Source organism: Streptomyces bobili, from assembly GCF_002154575.1.
Taxonomy (GTDB): Bacteria; Actinomycetota; Actinomycetes; order Streptomycetales; family Streptomycetaceae; genus Streptomyces; species Streptomyces bobili.
This window is the reverse complement of record NZ_MUBA01000008.1, coordinates 12994-30159: the sequence shown is the minus strand read 5'-3', so window position 1 is coordinate 30159 and position 17166 is coordinate 12994. Positions and strand designations below refer to the sequence as shown.

The 17166-nt window shown below is 69.9% G+C and carries 17 protein-coding genes and 3 pseudogenes; 10 read left to right on the top strand and 10 right to left on the bottom strand.

The window, feature by feature from the left end; genetic code table 11:
• Positions 1-129: 129 nt before the first annotated feature.
• The 3 genes and pseudogenes from BZL64_RS00730 to BZL64_RS00725 form a co-directional block, all read left to right on the top strand.
• Positions 130-522, top strand: coding sequence for a nuclear transport factor 2 family protein (locus BZL64_RS00730; protein ID WP_086764788.1), 393 nt, complete (start codon positions 130-132; stop codon positions 520-522).
• Between the two features lie 190 nt (positions 523-712).
• Positions 713-817: a DUF5958 family protein gene (locus BZL64_RS40760; RefSeq protein ID WP_244205127.1), complete on the top strand. Its 105-nt coding sequence runs from the start codon at positions 713-715 to the stop codon at positions 815-817.
• Between the two features lie 37 nt (positions 818-854).
• Positions 855-1229, top strand: a pseudogene (locus BZL64_RS00725) (phosphotransferase); the annotation flags it as partial.
• Positions 1230-1777: 548 nt separating this feature from the next.
• Here the strand turns inward: BZL64_RS00725 and BZL64_RS00720 are convergent.
• A complete protein-coding gene (locus BZL64_RS00720) occupies positions 1778-2293 on the bottom strand; it encodes a MarR family winged helix-turn-helix transcriptional regulator (protein WP_086764785.1) in 516 nt (171 codons plus the stop codon).
• Positions 2294-2518: 225 nt separating this feature from the next.
• Here BZL64_RS00720 and BZL64_RS00715 point away from each other — a divergent pair, with 225 nt between their 5' ends.
• A complete protein-coding gene (locus tag BZL64_RS00715; protein ID WP_244205122.1) occupies positions 2519-3529 on the top strand; it encodes an RNA polymerase subunit sigma-70 in 1011 nt (336 codons plus the stop codon).
• Between the two features lie 178 nt (positions 3530-3707).
• Here BZL64_RS00715 and BZL64_RS00710 read toward each other — a convergent pair whose 3' ends face one another.
• The 4 genes from BZL64_RS00710 to BZL64_RS00695 all read right to left on the bottom strand — a co-directional run bounded on the left by BZL64_RS00710 (position 3708) and on the right by BZL64_RS00695 (position 7347).
• Entirely contained in the window at positions 3708-4217 is a 510-nt protein-coding gene (locus BZL64_RS00710) for a hypothetical protein (RefSeq protein WP_086764777.1), read from the bottom strand.
• Positions 4218-4288: 71 nt separating this feature from the next.
• On the bottom strand, positions 4289-4876 hold the full coding sequence (locus tag BZL64_RS00705) for a hypothetical protein (protein ID WP_086764774.1): 588 nt from the start codon (positions 4874-4876) through the stop codon (positions 4289-4291).
• Positions 4877-4972: 96 nt separating this feature from the next.
• Positions 4973-6481 carry a DUF4246 domain-containing protein gene (locus tag BZL64_RS00700; RefSeq protein ID WP_086764772.1) on the bottom strand — a complete coding sequence of 503 codons (1509 nt, stop codon included), beginning with the start codon at positions 6479-6481 and terminating at the stop codon, positions 4973-4975.
• A 161-nt stretch (positions 6482-6642) separates the two neighbouring features.
• Positions 6643-7347, bottom strand: coding sequence for a DUF4386 domain-containing protein (locus BZL64_RS00695; RefSeq protein ID WP_086764882.1), 705 nt, complete (start codon positions 7345-7347; stop codon positions 6643-6645).
• A 125-nt stretch (positions 7348-7472) separates the two neighbouring features.
• Here BZL64_RS00695 and BZL64_RS00690 point away from each other — a divergent pair, with 125 nt between their 5' ends.
• Complete coding sequence (locus tag BZL64_RS00690) at positions 7473-8171, top strand: TetR/AcrR family transcriptional regulator (RefSeq protein ID WP_086764878.1); 699 nt, start codon at positions 7473-7475, stop codon at positions 8169-8171.
• A 40-nt stretch (positions 8172-8211) separates the two neighbouring features.
• On the opposite strand, the pseudogene BZL64_RS00685 reads toward BZL64_RS00690, so the two are convergent.
• Positions 8212-8571 (bottom strand): annotated as a pseudogene (locus tag BZL64_RS00685) (hypothetical protein); the annotation flags it as partial.
• Positions 8572-8591: 20 nt separating this feature from the next.
• On the opposite strand from BZL64_RS00685, the pseudogene BZL64_RS40755 reads away from it, so the two are divergent.
• The 3 genes and pseudogenes from BZL64_RS40755 to BZL64_RS00675 all read left to right on the top strand — a co-directional run.
• Positions 8592-8693: pseudogene (locus BZL64_RS40755) on the top strand (universal stress protein); the annotation flags it as partial.
• Between the two features lie 270 nt (positions 8694-8963).
• A complete protein-coding gene (locus BZL64_RS00680; protein WP_208639335.1) occupies positions 8964-9380 on the top strand; it encodes a DUF7144 family membrane protein in 417 nt (138 codons plus the stop codon).
• A gap of 945 nt (positions 9381-10325) precedes the next feature.
• Positions 10326-10775 (top strand): spore-associated protein, encoded by a 450-nt coding sequence (locus BZL64_RS00675; protein WP_086764770.1) that lies wholly within the window; start codon positions 10326-10328, stop codon positions 10773-10775.
• Between the two features lie 255 nt (positions 10776-11030).
• Here the strand turns inward: BZL64_RS00675 and BZL64_RS00670 are convergent, their stop codons facing one another.
• Together BZL64_RS00670 and BZL64_RS00665 are read right to left on the bottom strand one after the other, a co-directional pair.
• Positions 11031-11459, bottom strand: coding sequence for a hypothetical protein (locus BZL64_RS00670; protein WP_086764768.1), 429 nt, complete (start codon positions 11457-11459; stop codon positions 11031-11033).
• Positions 11460-11532: 73 nt separating this feature from the next.
• Entirely contained in the window at positions 11533-12696 is a 1164-nt protein-coding gene (locus BZL64_RS00665; protein ID WP_208639334.1) for an endonuclease/exonuclease/phosphatase family protein, read from the bottom strand.
• Between the two features lie 159 nt (positions 12697-12855).
• Between BZL64_RS00665 and BZL64_RS00660 the strand changes: the two genes are divergently transcribed.
• Both BZL64_RS00660 and BZL64_RS00655 read left to right on the top strand, forming a co-directional pair.
• Positions 12856-13551, top strand: coding sequence for a response regulator transcription factor (locus BZL64_RS00660; RefSeq protein WP_086764765.1), 696 nt, complete (start codon positions 12856-12858; stop codon positions 13549-13551).
• Positions 13544-14653 carry a sensor histidine kinase gene (locus BZL64_RS00655; protein ID WP_086764762.1) on the top strand — a complete coding sequence of 370 codons (1110 nt, stop codon included), beginning with the start codon at positions 13544-13546 and terminating at the stop codon, positions 14651-14653. Before BZL64_RS00660 ends, BZL64_RS00655 begins: the two co-directional genes overlap by 8 nt.
• Positions 14654-14763: 110 nt before the next feature.
• Here the strand turns inward: BZL64_RS00655 and BZL64_RS00650 are convergent, their stop codons facing one another.
• Positions 14764-15438 carry a response regulator gene (locus BZL64_RS00650; RefSeq protein WP_086764759.1) on the bottom strand — a complete coding sequence of 225 codons (675 nt, stop codon included), beginning with the start codon at positions 15436-15438 and terminating at the stop codon, positions 14764-14766.
• The gene (locus BZL64_RS00645) at positions 15435-17096 is read right to left on the bottom strand and encodes a sensor histidine kinase (protein WP_086764756.1); all 1662 of its coding nucleotides are present in this window, start codon (positions 17094-17096) and stop codon (positions 15435-15437) included. Before BZL64_RS00645 ends, BZL64_RS00650 begins: the two co-directional genes overlap by 4 nt.
• Positions 17097-17166 lie beyond the last annotated feature (70 nt).

The window sequence follows — 17166 nt, the reverse complement described above, 5'->3', positions numbered from 1 at the left end:
GCAGCCCCCGTGGGCCGCGCCGGCGGACCGAGGGCACCACCCTCCGGACCGAGTCCGCCCCCCCCAGCCGACCGTCCCGACCTCGCCCGACAGCCACAACCCCGCCCAAGAACCCGAGGAGCGAACCCCATGACGCGCACGAACATCGACATCGCCCGCACCTACTTCCAGGCCGTCCAGACGGGAGACATGGCTGCTCTCGGCGCACTCCTCGACGCCGACATCGTCTGGCACCAGCCCGGCGCCAACCAGTTCTCCGGCGAGCACAAGGGTCAGGGCGCCGTCTTCCAGATGCTGGGCGGCATGATGGAGGCCAGCGGGGGCACCTTCGCCATCGACAAGGTCCACACGCTCATGGGCAACGGCGACCTGGTCGCCGCCACCATCCACTTCACCGGCCGCAACGGCGACGCGTCGATGGGCATGGACGGCGTCGACGTGCTGCGCATCGGCAACGGCAAGATCACCGAGATGTGGCTCTTCTCCTCCGACCCGGCCGCCGAAGACACCTTCTGGGGCTAGAACCAGCGGTGCCCGGGGCCGCCGCTCGGCCTCGGGCACCCCGAGAAGAGCGGGGTCAGGGGACGCGGCCTCCCGCGTCGGACAGTTCGCTCTCCGCGTCGACGAGGACCGACTCCCGTAGGCCTTCGTCGTCCTCCGGGGAGGCAGTCGCCGCCTCACCCCTGTCGACGAAGGCCGCAAGGCTTTCCGACTGCTCGTCGCGGTACTCGCGGTCGCGGACGAACGGCGCCGCGCACGCTTCTGCTCCGGCGGATGCGGTCATTGGTGGCACGGCTTGTCGGTCACCGGCGGGTGATGACGACCCCGCGCCGCTGTCCTCCTCCCCGGATTCCAACGACGCGGTTGCGGCTCGGGCGTGGCAGGGCCCACCGGTGTGGGTGCACGGCGACCTCCATCCGGCGAACGTCGTCGTCTCGGACGGAACGCTCTCGGGCATCGTCGACTTCGGTGACCTGTTCGCCGGCGACCCGGCGTGGGACCTCGGCGCCGCATGGGTGCTGCTCCCCGCGGGCACGGCCTCACGGTTCTTCGACACGTACGCGCACGCAGACGAGGCAGCGATCCGGCGCGCCCGCGGGCTGGCCGCGATGAAGTGCCTCTTCCTGATACTCATGGGGCAGAACGGAGATCGGGGCCTTCCCGGCGGCAAACCGCATTGGGGACCTCTGGGCCGGGCAGCACTTGACCGTGTCCTGAAGGGCGTGTGACGCGCACCTCCTGGACCTTGTTCGCGATCTCGGTCGAGGGCAGGTGGCAGTCCCCCTTCGGGGGCTTCGTCGGTCATCACGCGTAGTAGGGCTGCCAGGGTCCACGGCCACATGCCGCCCGTGGCCGCGATGGAGCTGGCGGAGTATCTCCTGGGCCCCGGATCTCGGCACGCGGCGCCCGTTGGGCAGGGTCAGGTCGGAGGAGCGAGCAGCTGGCGCAGGGCGCCTCCGCCCCATACCCGGCTGGCTGACGCGTTCTCCGGTGCAGTTCAGGCGCGTGGACGGCCGGCATCGACGGTTCGCTCGTACGGGAACGGACTTGCTGCGCCGGTGGACGCTCCTGGCCGGGTCGAGGCGGGCAGGGGACCGTGGCACACGATCACCCATCCGATCACCGCCAGGCGGGTCGCCGCCGACCGATACGCGCGTGCGGTTCGGCGCCTCCGCCGGCCCATCCGACTCCGGCAGCACGAAGCCCATCGGGCAGCGGGACCGTGTGCGTCCCGCCTGGCCTGTTCAGGCCACAGGCACCGCGGAGCCGTCGTGGCTCACGACGCCGGTCGGCCGGGCTGCTTCGGCGTCGTCCTGCCCTGCACCGGCGCCTGCGCCGCGGCCTTCCGCTCCGCGTCGAGGGCGCGTCCGGCCGCCCGCAGCGTGCCGAGGACCGCGGTCACCTCGCGTACGGACTCTTCGGGAATCACCGACCCGATCCGCAGTTCCAGCTCGTCCTCGAAGACCTTGAGCGCCCCGACCACCAGCTTCCGCCCCTCGGGTGTCAGCTCCACGATCGAGGAACGGCGATCGTTCGGATTGGCCCGCCGCTCGCACAAGCCCGCCGCCTCCAGACGGTCGACCACTTTGCTCGTGCCGCCCACTGTGATCGAAAATTCCTCCGCGATGTCCTGAATCCGCCGACCGGGCCGCCGCAGCAGCAGATGCAGCACCTCGAACGAGGTCAGCGGCAGGTCGTACTGGGCCCGCAACCGTCCCTCGATGCCGTCCCACAGCTCGATCTCCAGCGAGACCAGTTCCCGGTACAGCAGCCTCAGGTCAGCGTCAGCCATCACTCGTCTTCCGGAGAATTATCTTCCATGGAGTGTTCATTGTAGTCATCGCCATGGTGATCGCGCGGGCTCGCAAGGATCGCGCGGCGATGGACATCACGCCCGGCTCCACCCGCCTGGAAGCAACGCCACCGCGTCGTCGGCCGAGCAGCCCCCGGTGATGAGTTGCCGCGCCCGCACCCGTCATACCTACGACGGGACACGACGGATCGGAAGGATGACGTGATGAGTGCCAGGATGAGTGCGGACACGCGGCCGGAGGAGCTGGACGTGAGCGATCTGGGCGAGATGGACGAGCCGGCGTTCTCGGGGCTGGCGGAGCGGCACCGGCGGGAGCTGCACGTGCACTGCTACCGGATGCTCGGGTCGTTCGAGGACGCCGAGGACACCGTGCAGGAGACGTTCCTGCGGGCCTGGCGGCGGCGCGAGACGTTCGAGGGACGGTCGACACTGCGGGCCTGGCTGTACCGGATCGCCACGAACGCCTGCCTGGACCTGCTCGCCAAGTCCCGCCCGAAGCCCGCGACCGGCGGCGAGGTGCCGTGGCTGCAGCCTTACCCGGACCGGCTGCTCGACGAGTTGCCCGCGGGTGACGCGGACGAGCCGGAGACCGTGGCGGTCGCGCGGGAGACCGTCGAGCTGGCCTACCTGGTCGCGGTCCAGCACCTCGCGCCGCGCCCGCGGGCCGCGCTGATCCTGCGGGACGTACTCGGCTGGCCGGCGAAGAACGTCGCGGAGCTCCTCGGGGACTCCGTCAACTCCGTGAACAGCGCATTGCAGCGGGCCCGCGCCGGCATGCGGGAGCACCTGCCCGCCGAGCGGCAGGACTGGACCGGCGGCGACGAGGACGCCGCAACGCGCGAAATGGTACGCCGCTACACCGACGCCAGCGTCGCCACGGACATCGACAGGCTCGCCGCACTCCTGAGGGACGACGTCCGCTGCTCGATGCCTCCCACGCCTGGCCTGTACGTCGGCCGCGACGCGGTGGTCAAGGACTGGGTCGAGAGCGGCTTCGAGCGCATGAAGGGCCTGCGCCCCGTCCTCACCGGCGTGAACCGGCAGCCCGCCGTCGCCTTCTACCTCTGGCAGCAGCGGGAGGGCGCCTACCTGCCGCTCACGATCGACGTCCTGCGCGTCACCGGCGGGACGATCACCGAGATCATCACGTTCCACGACGACCGGTTCCCCCGGCTCGGACTACCGGACAGCTTGCCGGCGGACGGCACGGAGTAGTCCCGCTGCCGGACACGCGAGCCGCGCGGCGGCAGGCGTGCCGCGGTGGTCGCCGCGGCCCGGTATGACGCGTTCGGCACACAGCCGATCCCGGCCCGGTGACATCGTTACGGGGCATGCGCTGATCGTGGGTGATGTGGCAGGGATCGAACTCTGGTCGCTCCGCGGCCGGGCACCGTCAGCACCAGGCGGTGCCGTCATGGCTGGCGGTGACTTCCAGGCCGTACGCGTCGGGGCTGTCCCCGAGATCGCCGGGGAACCACACAGCGAGATGGGCGGTGGTGCCCGCGACGGGCTTCTCGAAGCAGAGCGCCGAGATGTCGACCGCGAGGCTGTCGGGTGCCGGGGCCGGCGAGGGGTTGGTGCTCTTGAGTCGCCAGCCGCCCTCTGTGGCGGCCTGGCGATAGAAGGTGAGCACCTCGGCTCGTGAGGTCGTGAGTCGGTAGGACTGTCCGGCGTAGGCGAAGCCGTCGTCCTCGTCGCATCCGGAGTACCGCTCGTCCTGGGGCCGAGTCCGGCTCGGGTGCGCGTCGAGGACGGACAGGGACGCCAGGGTGGGTGCGAGCTTCTCGTCAGCTTTGGTACAGCCGTAGAGGCCACCCGACAGCGCCCACACTCCCGTTGCCCCGATGATGGCTATGCCGCCCGCGCCGACGAGAATCGGTGTGGCCACTGCCTTCAGCTTCATGGCGCGGAGCGTAGCGCAGCGGTTCTCGGGACGAACCGTGCGCGGCGCGAGCCCACAGCAGGCTCAGGCTGTCAGTTGAAGATGTCCAGGAGGTCCGGCCAGGAGCCTGCGTCGCGGGCGGAGCGGGGCCGCATCGGGAGCGGATCCGGGTAGGTTTCCGCCGCGGCCCTCGCGCGGACGATGCCGGGTCCACCGCAGGCCTCGACCGCGAAGGCGCCGAAAACCTTGGCGAACGTGGCCGGGTCGCGGAACTCCACGCCGAACGCCCGGCCGTCCCGCAGCGGCACCCACACCACCCGGTCGAACCGTGTCCACTCCAGCACCGGCTGGTCGTCCGCGGTCGATCGCCCCTCCAGCCACAGTCGCGCCACGTGCAGGAGGTTGACCTTCTCCATGGGCAACCTCCTGCGGCGCACCCGCAGTTCACGCGCTGTCAGCTCGACGCGCTGGTCCTTCTTCGGGTACCAGACGACGCCGACCCCGAACGGCGCCCACAGCAGGATCCCGATCATCGGCCAGACCAGAGCGTCACCCCACGACCGGAGCAGCCCGCCGTCCAGCAGGTACAGGGCACCGAAGGACAGCACCCACTTCGCCGTCATCCGCCAGAATCCGCTGCCCTGCCGGTACAGGACCCGTCGTTTCCCCGTCATCGTCATGCCCGCACGTTATCCGCAGCGCAACTGCTCACCACCATCCTCCAAGCCGGCCCGCACCCTCCTGACCGGCACGCGATCAGTCAGGACGGAAGAGGTTCAGTGCTCACAGAGGGAGAATTCCCGTTCGTAGAGCTGCTCGTTGTGTTCGTCGACGAAGAATTTGCGTTCCTGCATGAGTTGCTCGCGGTAGTTCTTGGCCTGTTCGAGCGTCATGGTCGAGGTGTCGGACCATGGTTGTTGCGGTGGCACGTCGGATGTCGAGACGATCTTTTCGGACGGGTCGACCAGGAAGAACGCGAGGATCTTGCGATGTCCCGGTCGGGTGGGGTCCGTGAGGCGGAAGGATCCGACGCGGTGTTGCAGGATGTTCGGGAACGCCAGGCAGCGGCCCGCCGGCGTCGATGCCGATCCCAGCACCTGGTTCAGCGCGTCTTCGTCCTCCAGGCCGTAGACCTCACGCAGACCGTTGTCGTCGTTCTGTTCGTAGTTCGGATCGTCGAGTGCCGTCCGGAAACTCAGACTGCTTTCGGTGATGTTCTCGCTGTCCCAGTAGTAGATGCCGGTCGAGACGATCCGCTCGTTCATCATCCCCTCGACATGCCAGGAACCCCCGGGGTACTCGGGGTCTTCCGGCGTGAGGTGAATGGTCGCGAGCTTGACAATGACTTGGAGACGGCGACCACGCAGGTCGACGCGGGCGGATTCGTCGGGCGACTCGGGCGGGGTGAAGGCCGGGGCGTCCGGGACGACCGGGCGGCGGTTCTCCCACCAGTCGTCCTGCGCCTGCTCCCACGCGTCGACGGCTTCCTCGTAGGCCTCGTCGTCACTGTAGGAGGACCTGTCCGGATGCTCCGGCTCGGAGTCGTACCAACCGTAGGGGTCGGCCTTGATCCGCAGGGGCCGCGGATGGCGCAGATCGGTGAGCACGTTCTCCAGCAGCGGACGCATGCGGGCGAACAAGACCGGGAGGACGTCGGCCAGTTCGTGATGATCCGTGGGGTGGACGTTGTTGACGTACGAACGGAAGGTGACCTCGCCGTCGTCACTGACGTCGACGTCCGTGGGCAGCCACTGGAACTTCTCCGAGAACTCGTACTTCGAATATCGGTCCGTCGGGTTCTGCCAAGCCCGCTCAGGCGCTCCGCTCACCCCTCTCACCAGGCAGAACAGTGAGGGATGAACCAGATCCAGTACCTGGCCGTCGGATCCGGGATGCCAGTCCAGTTCTGCTTCGGGGACCTCTTCCAGGACCCGAACCGCCTCGCGCAGCCGGGCACGGAGCTTGTCGTCGACCAATGCGTCGGACTGCCACACCCCGTCGACGGCGGACACCTCGACGCCGGTCCGCCCGTCCCGCAGCGCGGCGTAGTGGGCGAGTTCGGCGAGCACGTAGCGAACTTGCGCCTCGGTGAGGCCCTGGGCGACGGCCTCTCGTGTCCACCGGGCGACGATGTCGGCATCGTTCATCTTGTCGAACCATCCCGGCTTCGACCGGATGTGTGAGCTGCACTGCATCATCTGCAGTTCCCGCAGTGTCCGGGGTCTCGCCAGCGATACGGAACGGGAAGCGCGAAAGGGCAGCGGGAAAGCGGACAGGCCAGACAATTCTCTTGGTCCTCCCAGTCGGTGTGCGGTGGCCGGAAGGATACTTCGCCACACTGACACCGCAGCCCTGGCACCTGTCGTCGCAGGAAGTGGTCGATCGACGGACGGCCGCAGGGCGTACGGCCCGGGTCATCGGCCGCACGTGGCCGCCATGTTCCGCGTCATCGGCGGACAGGTGCCGGCTCAGCCGCTGCTGCGCCTGGCCGGGCCGCGGTGCCCGCGCCGGGCCCGAACCCTCTGGCGATCAGCCACCCGGCCAAGCCCAACTCCCAGGCGAACACCGGGAGTGCGGCCGCCGACCCCGCCACGGAGAGCTGCGCGTAGGCACCGAACATCACGGCGACGGCCGAGGCGCAGATCAAGGGCCCGCCGACCAGGCCGAGCACGGCGATGAAGCGCGGCACGAGCCGTGCGCGGTACGCCAGGTACGCGAGCAGGACGGTGTTCAGGCCGAGGGCGATGTTGGGCCCGAGCAGGAACGTCCAGTCGTGGAGGGCCGCCAGCGCGACATCGGCGCCGGGCGCCGCCTCGGCGTCCCGCCGCAACGTGACGAGCGCGAGGACGGCGACGGTCCCGAGGGCAACGACGGCCGCCTCCAGCAGCCTCCCGAAGGCGTAGCCGAGCGCGAGCCCCTCGCCGTGGCGCCGCAGAACCGGGAACAGCGCCGCCCCGGTACCGGCCACCGCCGCCACCAGCACCACCTCGCAGAGCACCCCGAGCAGCGCCCGCGTGTCGGCGCCCTGCGCGAGCCGGCCGTCCGCCGCGCCCAACAGGGGGCGGTACAGCACCGCCCCGGCTATCGCGGCGACCTCGGTCAGCAGGAACAGCGACCCGGCGGCCACCGCGGTTCTCCGGTCCGGACTCATCTTCACGGGTACCCCTCACTTGCCTGATGGTGTACGCCGTACACCTGGCGGCCACCATAGGTGTACGGCGTACACTCGTCAAGGAAGGGGCGGACACCGTCGAGGACGCAAGGGGCCGGACCGGAATGACTCGCCAGGAAGCCACGCACACGCAACGCACCCCCCTGAACAGGGACCGCATCCTGCGCGCCGCCGTCGCGCTCGCCGACACCACCGGCATCGACGCGCTCAGCATGCGCAGGCTCGCCCAGGAGCTGGACGTCGTACCGATGGCCCTCTACAAGCACGTGGCCAACAAGGAGGAGTTGCTCGACGGCATGGCCGACGCCGTCGTCGGCGAGATCGATCCGCCCGCCTCGGGCCCCGACTGGCAGCGCGTGGTCCGCGGGCGGATCCTCTCGGCCCGGCGGGTCCTGCTGCGGCATCCCTGGGCGGCTCGGGTCATCGAGTCGCGGACCGCCCCCACCCCGGCCGTGCTGGCGTACCTGGACTCGATGGCCGGAAGCTTCCGCGACGGCGGCCTCTCCGCCGACCTCACCCACCACGTCATGCACGCGATGGGCAGCCGCCTGCTCGGCTTCAGCCAGGAACTGTTCGACACCTCGGGCCCCTCCGGCCCTCCGGACCCCGCGCTGGCGGCGCACTACCCGCACATCGCGGAACTGGCCGCGACAGCCGCACACGACGAGGGTTCCACGGTCGGCGGCGGCTGCGACGACCAGTTCGAGTTCGAATTCGCCCTGGACCTCCTCCTGGACGGCTTCGAAGGCCTCCGCCGACAGGGCTGGACATCCGCGCGAGCGAAGGCGAGCCGCCGTCCATGAGGGGCGCCTTCAGCGGACCGCGGGGTGCAGGGGTGCGGCCTCATGATTCGGTGGGCATGACGATGCCTTCGTGCCGCAGGTCCAGCAGGTCCTGCCGCAGTTCAGGCATGGCGAGGCGGGGAGCCGGACCCGCCGAGCCCGCCGGGTACTCCTCCAGTGGAACCGGATCCCGCTCCCGGGCCGACAGGACCGGTTCGAGGACGCGCCAGGCCTCCTCCGCGGTGATCGGTGACTCCATGGCGACCATGCACAGCAGCTGCAACAGGTGGTTCTGCACCATGTCCTTGAGCGCGCCCACGTTGTCGTAGTAGCCGGCACGCCCTTCGAGAGCGAGGGTCTCGTCCCGGACGATCTCGATCTCGGCGATGTGCGTGCTGTTCCAGATGGGTTCGAGTATCCGGTTGGCGAGCCTGCGTGGCGGGGTTCACCGGTCTGCTCCTGGGGTCGGTGAGCCAGACACTGCTGCACCACGCGCACAGTTCCGTCGTCGTCCGCGGCAGGCCTCAGTCAGACGTGCCGTGAGCCGACGCCGGTGCGCACGTCCGTCATCCCTTCCGGTACGGGTACTCGCTCAGGTCGCGAGCCGCCGGTGGCGCATGACTGCGGCCGTGCTGCCGCCTCTGTGACACGGGGCCCCTGATTTTGCCCCCTGCGTGGCGCCCATCGCCCGGACGGCCTACTGCGGTCGCCGGGAGCGAGCGGCGGCGGAAGGCTGAGACCGTCAACAGCAGGCCGCCGCCCCGGCGAGGCGGTGGTATCCGGCGATTATCCCACCGTACGAAGGGCCGTAATATGGCGCAGACATCCGGCAGGGCCCGAGACCCTCACAACAGCGCCCGAGCACTGGGCGGGGGCCTCACCCTCTTCGCCGGCTGGGCGCTGGAGATGAGCGGGACGCTCAGCATCCTGCTCGGCGTCGTCGGCGTCACCCGCGACACCATCTTCAGCTCACCGGACTACACCTACGAGTTCAGTCTGACGGCCTGGGGCTGGATCCATATCGTCATCGGCATCGGGCTGGTCGCCGCCGGGTTGGGAGTACTGCTCGGCAAGAGCTGGGGCACGGGGGCCGGCGTCGTATTGGCCGCGGTCAGCCTGATCACCCAGTTCATGTTCATCCCCTTCTATCCCCTGTGGTCGATCAGCGTGATGACGCTCGACATCCTCGCCGTCTGGGCATTGGCCAGGACCGTCGCGGTGGACGGGTAGCACCCCCGACCAACCGGGCAGTGTCTCCTCCGAAGCCACCGACTGGGGAACGCCGCTCCCCGTGAGGACTGTCCTCGGCACGCCATCGACGTCTTCGCAACCATCGGCCTTGCCTTAGCGGAAGTAGGTGTCGCAGAGACTCTTCACAGATGGCGGCACGGGCGCCTGGCCTGACAGTCGGCACAGTGTGCTGAGGTCGTAGGTGACGGTCGGCTGTGGTGCGGGACGGGGCGGGACTGCCCGGGGCCGGGACGCCGCCGAGGCCGTGGACCGAGCGCGGGGGCGGGCCGGCGCGGGAGGCGCAGCCCTGCGCGGTCGCTCCGGAATACGGGTCTGCGGCGGCCGTTCGAGGGCGGGAAATCCTGGAGAAGGCTGCTTCTCCCCCGCCGCGGCCTCGCGGTCGCTGCCCCCGCTCCGCCGGCTGGGGTCGGTCGCTACGAGGGCGGTACGGGCGGACGGCTGGCTCTCGGCCGAGGGCACGCGAGACGGCGCGTGAGACGGCACGCGAGACGGCGTACGAGCGGCGGACCGGATCGGGGACGGAAGGGGCGACGGTGTGCGCGCGGCGGCTGCCATCAGCGATGGCGGGGGCTCGGGCGGGCTGTCCCCGGGGGCGGAGCCGCATCCCCCTACGCAGAGGGCGGCGGCCAGGACGGCGATGAGGGCGAGCGGGTGGCGCATGTCCTCAGGGTGACCTGCGGCAGGCGGTGCCGGGACGGCTTCACGGATGATCACCGGCACGAGTGACGTTCCGGCGGTTCCGGCAAGGCGCGGGGAAGCCACCGCCCGGCACGCATCGCCCACGCCATCCGGTTGCGTCCCAACTCGGCCATTCGCGCCGCACGTTACGGCTGAAAATGCCAGTAACTCCGGCACAACCATCCCAAGGCTGCACCCGTCACATATGGCAGGAGCAACCAACTCCTAAATGCACAAGGGGGAAATATGCGCTTCATTCATTCCATGCTGGGCGCCACCGCTCTGGCCGCTCTGTCGGTGGGGGCCACCACCGCCCTGGCGGCACCCGCTTCCGCCGTACCCAACACCACCGCACCGAAGGTCTGCGGAAGCGGCTACAAGACCGTGAACTCCGCTCCCGTCGGCTCGCTGGGCACCGTCTACCTCGCCTACAACACCACCAACGGCAACAACTGCGTCGTCACCATCCGCAACAACCCCGGCGCCGCCGTGGACATGTCCGCCTGGATCTACGTCCCCGACACCAACGAGGGCGACGACGACTTCGGGCGCTACACCTCCTACGCGGGACCCTCGTACGTCATCGGCAAGGGCTACTGCGTCGACTGGGGCGGCAGCATCGCCAACGTCCACGTACAGGTGACCGGCTCCAACTGCGCCTCTCTCGCGGAACACCGGACCACCTACACCCGCTGACCCGCCCGGTCACCACACCTGACCCACCGCCAGTCCCCGCACCGAGTCTGCCGACCAACAGACCGGACGGCGCCGGGGCCGGCCGGAAGTCACCGTGGTACGGGCCAGGCAGACGGCCGTAGACGTCCAACCCGCCCTGGCGGAGCCACCCGGCTCCGCCAGGGCGACCACGCGATGGGCGTCGCCGCTCTCGACGGTTTCCTCGGCGGACGGACGACGGCAGTGCGTGACGATGCTCCACGGGGAGGCGGCGACTCACGCCATCTCTCCCTCCAGATGCGCCGCCGACGCGAGACGCGGACGTGCGAACCACTCCCGGGTCCTCTCCGCGCCGGCGAAGGCTGTCAGCAGCGCGCCCACCGCGACGCCGGCACCCCACCACCCGTGATGGGCCGGCACGGCGATCGCGCTACCGGCTACGAGCATCCAGCCGACGACGACCGCGCCAAGGCGCACCCTGTCGCCGCCGTCAGCGAATCTCGCCGCGAGAACGAACGAGGCCACAGCCAGCACCACGAGCGGGACAGCCGCAAGAAGCAGCATGGCCAGGATCAGTTCCCCCAGGGCGCCGGGCTCGAAGGTCGCGGCGACCATGGCCAGCGGCACGAGGGCGACGACGCTCGCCGTTCCCGCGGCGACGAGCAGGACGCGAGCGCATCTGGCCGCGCCGGGCATCTGGGTCATCAGCGTCCCCTTCTGATCGAGCGCGCCGGTGCCGGGCGCAGGCAGCGCATCCCCTGTCGCCGAGCCACTCTAGTCATCCCCAGCTGATTGCTGCCGCCACCGGCAGGTGGTCACTGCCGGTGGCCGGCAGCGACCATGAAGCTTCCGCCTTCACGCCGCGGACCAGGATCTGATCGATCCGCACCACCGGGAACTTCGCCGGCCAGCTGAAGCCGAACCCGTTCCCTGCCGCGTCCTGAGCCGAGCGCAGCCGCGAGGTGATGCCGGCGAACGCGCGGTCGTCCGTGGTGCCGTTCAGGTCGCCGAGCAGCACCACCCTCCTGTTCGGCTCGGCGGCGATGGCCTTGCCGAGTGCCCGCGCGCCCCTGTCTCGCGTATCTGTCCAGAAGCCCGCCTTGAGGTTCACCCGTGCGGAACCCAGGTGGGCCACATACACCGCGAGGGGACCCTCGTCCGTGGCCACCGTGGTGCGCAGCGCGCGGTTGTAGGCCATCTTGACGTCGGCCGGCTTGGTGTCCCCCAGCGGCCCGTAGTCCATCTCGATGTCGACCGGCTCGGTGTCCGAGAGCGGCAGCTTGCTCCACAGTCCGACAGTGCCCCGCACCGCGTGGTACGGGTACGCCGTCGCCAGTTCCTTCTCGTACAGCGGCTTCGCCTGCGCGGTGATCTCCTGCAGCGCCAGGACGTCCGCGCCGGAGGCGACGAGGTCACGGGCGGTGCCGACGGGGTCGGGGTTGTCGGCGCTGACGTTGTGGCCGGCCATCGTGAGGTCGCCGCCCGGGTGGGACTTGTCGGTGAGCAGCCCTCCGAAGAGGTTCAGCCATGCCAGGACCGGCAGCAGCAGCGCGACCACCGCGCAGGCGGAGCGGCGCCACAGTGCCCCGGCCAGCAGTACGGGGACGAACAGGCCGAACCACGGCAGGACGGTCTCCACCAGGCTGCCGAGGTTCCCGATCCCGTTCGGGATCCTTGCGTGCAGCAGCATGAACAGGCCCAGCAGCAGCGCCACGGCCGCGAGCAGCCGTCCGCGCTTCCAGGGTCCCGGTCGGGAGACGATGCGGATGCCCCGGCGGATGCCCGAGGACCAGGTGCCCGAGCCGGTTCTCCGGGAGCCGTCGCCGCCCTGCCCGGTCTGCACCGGGTCCGCTCGCGGGGGCCGCGAGGGGGCGGCCGAGGAGTCCGGGCCATGGCGCGACGGGAGGCCGAAGGCTGCGGTGATCGCCGCGACGACCGTCATCAGGCCCGGCGCGAGGAGCCCCTGGACCCGTCGGGTCGACGTTCTGGCTGATGAAGGTGGGGTTCGAGTCACACCCGGCAGTCAACGCGGCACGGTGTTGCGGTCGCGTATCCGGTTCTCCATATGCCGACGATACGGTTCGGCTCGTAGCCTCGGACCATGCGTGTGCTGATCGTCGAGGACGAGCCCTATATGGCGGAGGCCATCCGCGACGGCCTCCGTCTGGAAGCGATCGCGGCAGACATCGCGGGTGACGGGGACACCGCTCTGGAGCTGCTGAGCGTCAACGCGTACGACATCGCCGTCCTCGACCGGGACATTCCCGGACCGTCCGGTGACGAGATCGCCAAGAGCATCGTGGCCTCCGGCAGTGGCATGCCGATCCTCATGCTCACCGCTGCCGACCGGCTCGACGACAAGGCCACGGGGTTCGAGCTCGGTGCCGACGACTACCTCACCAAGCCGTTCGACCTCCAGGAACTCGTGCTCAGGCTCAGAGCACTCGACCGCAGGCGTGCCTACAGCAGACCTCCCGTGCGAGAGATCGCGGGCCTGCGTCTGGATCCTTTCCGCCGCGAGGTCTACCGCGAGAACCGCTATGTCCCGCTCACCCGGAAGCAGTTCGCCGTGCTCGAAGTCCTCGTCGCCGCCGAAGGGGGCATCGTCAGCGCCGAGGAACTGCTGGAACGGGCGTGGGACGAGAACGCCGACCCGTTCACCAACGCTGTGCGCATCACCGTGTCGGCATTGCGCAAGCGGCTCGGCGAACCCTGGGTCATCGCCACGGTGGCAGGCGTCGGCTACCGCATCGACACACCACCGGAGGCCGGGAACCGGGGAGGCGGGCATGGATAGGGCTCCTGGGCTGAGCGTCCGCGTCAAACTCACCCTCAGCTACGCCGGCTTCCTCATGCTGGCCGGTGTCCTGCTGCTCGCGGCGGTGTGGCTGTTCCTGCTGCGCTACGTCCCCGACCGTGCGCTCATCGTCCCCGGATCCACCGGCACCCTCACCGGTGACGTCTTCCCCGTCCGGTCCAACCTCCTGCACGTCTTCGCGCCGAGGGCAACCGCGGTGCTGGTCTTCCTGTTGGTGTTCGGCCTCGTGGGAGGGTGGGTCCTCGCCGGCCGGATACTCGCCCCGCTGACCCGTATCAGGGACGCCACGAGCATGGCCACGAACGGATCACTGTCGCACCGAATCCGGCTGCCCGGCCGCAGAGACGAGTTCCGTGAACTCGCCGACGCCTTCGACACGATGCTCGCACGGCTCGAAGCGCACGTCGCCGAACAGCGGCGATTCGCAGCCAACGCCTCGCACGAACTGCGCACGCCGCTGGCCGTCTCGAAGGCGCTGCTCGACGTGGCCCGCACCGATCCGAGCCACGACGCCGGCGAAGTCATCGACCGCCTCCACGCCGTCAACACCCGCGCGATCCGCCTCACAGAAGCACTGCTCCTGCTCAGCCGGGCCGACCAGAGGTCCTTCACCCAAGAACCGGTCGACCTGTCCCTGCTCGTCGAGGAAGCCGCCGAGACGCTCCTCCCCCTCGCGGAGAAGCACGGCGTCACCCTCGAAACGTCCGGCGACATCACCCCCGCGGTCGGGTCGCAGGCGCTCCTGCTGCAGCTGACCACGAATCTCGTGCACAACGCGATCGTCCACAACCTGCCCGAACAGGGCATCGTGCGGGTCGACACCGGCGTCCACGCCGCGACGGTGGTGCTCAGTGTCGAGAACACCGGCGAGAAGATCACTCCCGAGCTGGCCTCGACACTCACCGAACCGTTCCAGCGCGGTACCGAGCGCCTGCACGCGGATCATCCGGGGGTCGGCCTCGGCCTGGCCATCGCCAAGACCATCACCCACGCACACGACGGAACGCTCACCCTCACACCCCGCCCCGACGGCGGGATGCGCGTCACCGTGGAACTGCCCGCTCTCGGCGCACGCCGCTGATCAGCGGTCTGTCACGGAGTCCGCGCCCGGTGTGGCGAGTGGGGTCCCCCTGTGAGCGAGGAGCGTGCCCGGCGTCGCGCGGCAGACGGGAATCGTCGGACGGGCCATCGTCAGGCCTGCCATTGGTAGCGGCGTTCGGGGCGTCCCGCCTGGCCGTAGCGCAGCGACACCTCGGCCTGGCCCGTGACGCTGAGGTGTTCGAGGTACCGGCGCGCGCTGACGCGCGAGATGCCGACCTTCGTCGCGCACTCGGCCGCGGACAGGGTGGTGTCGGCCGCGCGCAGTGCGCGCCGGACCAGTTCCGCGGTCTCCACGCTCATGCCCTTCGGCAGGGTGGACGTCACCGTCGAGGTGGCCGCCCGCCCCAGGGCGCGGTCCACATCGGCCTGTCCGCTGACCACGGCGGCGTGCAGATCGCCGCGGCGGGCGCTGTAGTGCTCCAGCCGGTCCCTGAGGTCGCCTGCGTCGAACGGTTTCAGAAGGTAGTCGACCACGCCCTGCCGGACGGCGCCCCGGACCGCCTCCGCCTCGCGGGCGGCGCTGATCACCAGCACGTCGCAGTCCTGGGCCACCATCCGCAGCCGGGGAATGACATCCAGGCCGAACATGTCGGGCAGATAGAGGTCGAGGAGCACCAGGTCGGGTTGCAGCTCGGCGGCGGCGGCGAGCGCCTTCTCCCCGCAGTCCGCCGATCCGACCACACGGAAGCCCTCGACACCATCGACGAATCCGCGATGGATCCGCGCCACCATGAAGTCGTCCTCGACAACCAGTACGTCGATCACCGGACTTCCTCCGTCTCCCTATCGGTGAGCCGGCCCACGGACATCCTGGCCGTGAACGTGGCGCCGGGCCGCGTGTTCGTCACCGACACCTCGCCGCCTCTGCGGGTGCAGACCAGCCGGGTGAGCGCCAGGCCGATCCCCCGGTCGCCGCCCTGGGCGGCCTTGGTGGTGAAGCCACGGGAGAACACCTCCTGGGCCAGTTCAGGTGCCACGCCCGGACCGGAGTCCCGCACCACGATCTCCACGCTCGACGCGTCCTGGCGCAGTTCGACCTCCACCCAGGCGTCGTTCTGGTGGTCCGGGGCCGCGGCGGCGTCGAGGGCGTTGTCGACGAGATTGCCGAGCACGGTCGCCACGTCCGCGGAGTCCGTGGGCTCCAGCCGGTCCAGGGCGGTCAGCTCCGAGACGCGCAGCTGGACCCTGCGCTCGGCGGCGAGCGCGGACTTGGCCATGAGCAGCGCGGCGACGGCCCGGTCGCGGACCCGGCTGGTGAGCGTCACGTCGAGCGACTCACGGTGTCTGCGCAGGGCGCGGACATAGCGTACGACCTCGTCGTGCTCGCCGATCTGGATGAGCCCGGAAATGGTGTGCAGCTGATTGGAGAACTCGTGGGCCTGCGCGCGCAGCAGTTCGGTGCTGCTGCGGAACGAGCCCAGTTCGCGTTCGAGCTGGGCCAGTTCGGTACGGTCGCGCAGGGTCGTCACCGAGCCCAGCCGTCGGCCGTCCTTGGTGACGTCCATCCGGTTCATGACCAGCACCCGCCCCCGGCGTACGACCACCTCGTCGCGCCGCTCGGTACCGTGCTCGGCGCCGTGCTCACCGCCGGCCCCGGCCAGGACGTCGTACAGCCTGCCCTGGATCCCCAGGTCGGCGAGGCTCATCCCGACGCAGTCCTCGGGAAGGTCGAGCAGTCCCCGGCCGACCTCGTTGACCAGCGTGAGCCTCTGCTGCGGGTCGAGCGCGATCACGCCTTCGGCGATCCCGAACAGCATGGCCTCGCGGTGCTCGGCGAGGCCCGCGATCTCGCGTGGTTCGAGGCCGAGGGTCTGGCGCTTGATCCGCCGGGCCAGCAGCCATGATCCGGCGACGCCGAGCACGCTCGCGATGCCGAGGTAGGCGAGCAGGTACGAGGAGGCGCCGCTGAGCCGCTGCCATACCGTGGGTGAGGCCCGCCCGATCATGACCGTTCCGACGTGCTCGCCGATGTGGTTCTCGTCGTCGCGGAGCACCGGGACCTGGGCCACCAGCTCACGGACCCCGTCCACCGTGAGTTCGCCGGACCAGCCGCGTGCCTGCGCGACGCCGGGCCCGTCCACCGGAAGCCGCGTTCCGACCAGCGTGGGGTTGGTGGCCGCGACGATCTCGCCGTGCTCGTCGGCGACCGTGACGGACGTGACGTTCGACTGGGTGAGCCTGGTCTGCAGCAGCGGTGCGAGGGTCTCGGCCGGCGCGGGACGAAGGAGCTGGGTGCGCAGCAGTGGGTTTCCGGCCATCTCCTCGGCGAGGGCGGTGACCCGGCGTCCCTCGACCCGGTCGAACGTCGCCTTCGACTGCGCCAGCGAGACCGCGGCGACCGCCACGAGCACCAGCACCACGATGGCGAGCTGCAGAACCAGCAGCTCACCGGCCAGTGTGTGGCGGCGTGACGTAACGACCACTATGAACTCAACCTTCAATGCTCACACAAGGCAGACGGGCTGACCGCGGAATCGCACAATCATGGCGCCG

What these genes read in the sequence shown, in the direction of transcription:
- BZL64_RS00730 (WP_086764788.1), top strand. Translation starts at nt 130, where the DNA reads ATGACGCGCACGAACATCGACATCGCCCGCACCTACTTCCAGGCCGTC.
- BZL64_RS00720 (WP_086764785.1), bottom strand. Translation starts at nt 2,293, where the DNA reads ATGGCTGACGCTGACCTGAGGCTGCTGTACCGGGAACTGGTCTCGCTG.
- BZL64_RS00715 (WP_244205122.1), top strand. Translation starts at nt 2,519, where the DNA reads ATGAGTGCCAGGATGAGTGCGGACACGCGGCCGGAGGAGCTGGACGTG.
- BZL64_RS00710 (WP_086764777.1), bottom strand. Translation starts at nt 4,217, where the DNA reads ATGAAGCTGAAGGCAGTGGCCACACCGATTCTCGTCGGCGCGGGCGGC.
- BZL64_RS00705 (WP_086764774.1), bottom strand. Translation starts at nt 4,876, where the DNA reads ATGACGATGACGGGGAAACGACGGGTCCTGTACCGGCAGGGCAGCGGA.
- BZL64_RS00695 (WP_086764882.1), bottom strand. Translation starts at nt 7,347, where the DNA reads ATGAGTCCGGACCGGAGAACCGCGGTGGCCGCCGGGTCGCTGTTCCTG.
- BZL64_RS00690 (WP_086764878.1), top strand. Translation starts at nt 7,473, where the DNA reads ATGACTCGCCAGGAAGCCACGCACACGCAACGCACCCCCCTGAACAGG.
- BZL64_RS00680 (WP_208639335.1), top strand. Translation starts at nt 8,964, where the DNA reads ATGGCGCAGACATCCGGCAGGGCCCGAGACCCTCACAACAGCGCCCGA.
- BZL64_RS00675 (WP_086764770.1), top strand. Translation starts at nt 10,326, where the DNA reads ATGCGCTTCATTCATTCCATGCTGGGCGCCACCGCTCTGGCCGCTCTG.
- BZL64_RS00670 (WP_086764768.1), bottom strand. Translation starts at nt 11,459, where the DNA reads ATGACCCAGATGCCCGGCGCGGCCAGATGCGCTCGCGTCCTGCTCGTC.
- BZL64_RS00665 (WP_208639334.1), bottom strand. Translation starts at nt 12,696, where the DNA reads ATGACGGTCGTCGCGGCGATCACCGCAGCCTTCGGCCTCCCGTCGCGC.
- BZL64_RS00660 (WP_086764765.1), top strand. Translation starts at nt 12,856, where the DNA reads ATGCGTGTGCTGATCGTCGAGGACGAGCCCTATATGGCGGAGGCCATC.
- BZL64_RS00655 (WP_086764762.1), top strand. Translation starts at nt 13,544, where the DNA reads ATGGATAGGGCTCCTGGGCTGAGCGTCCGCGTCAAACTCACCCTCAGC.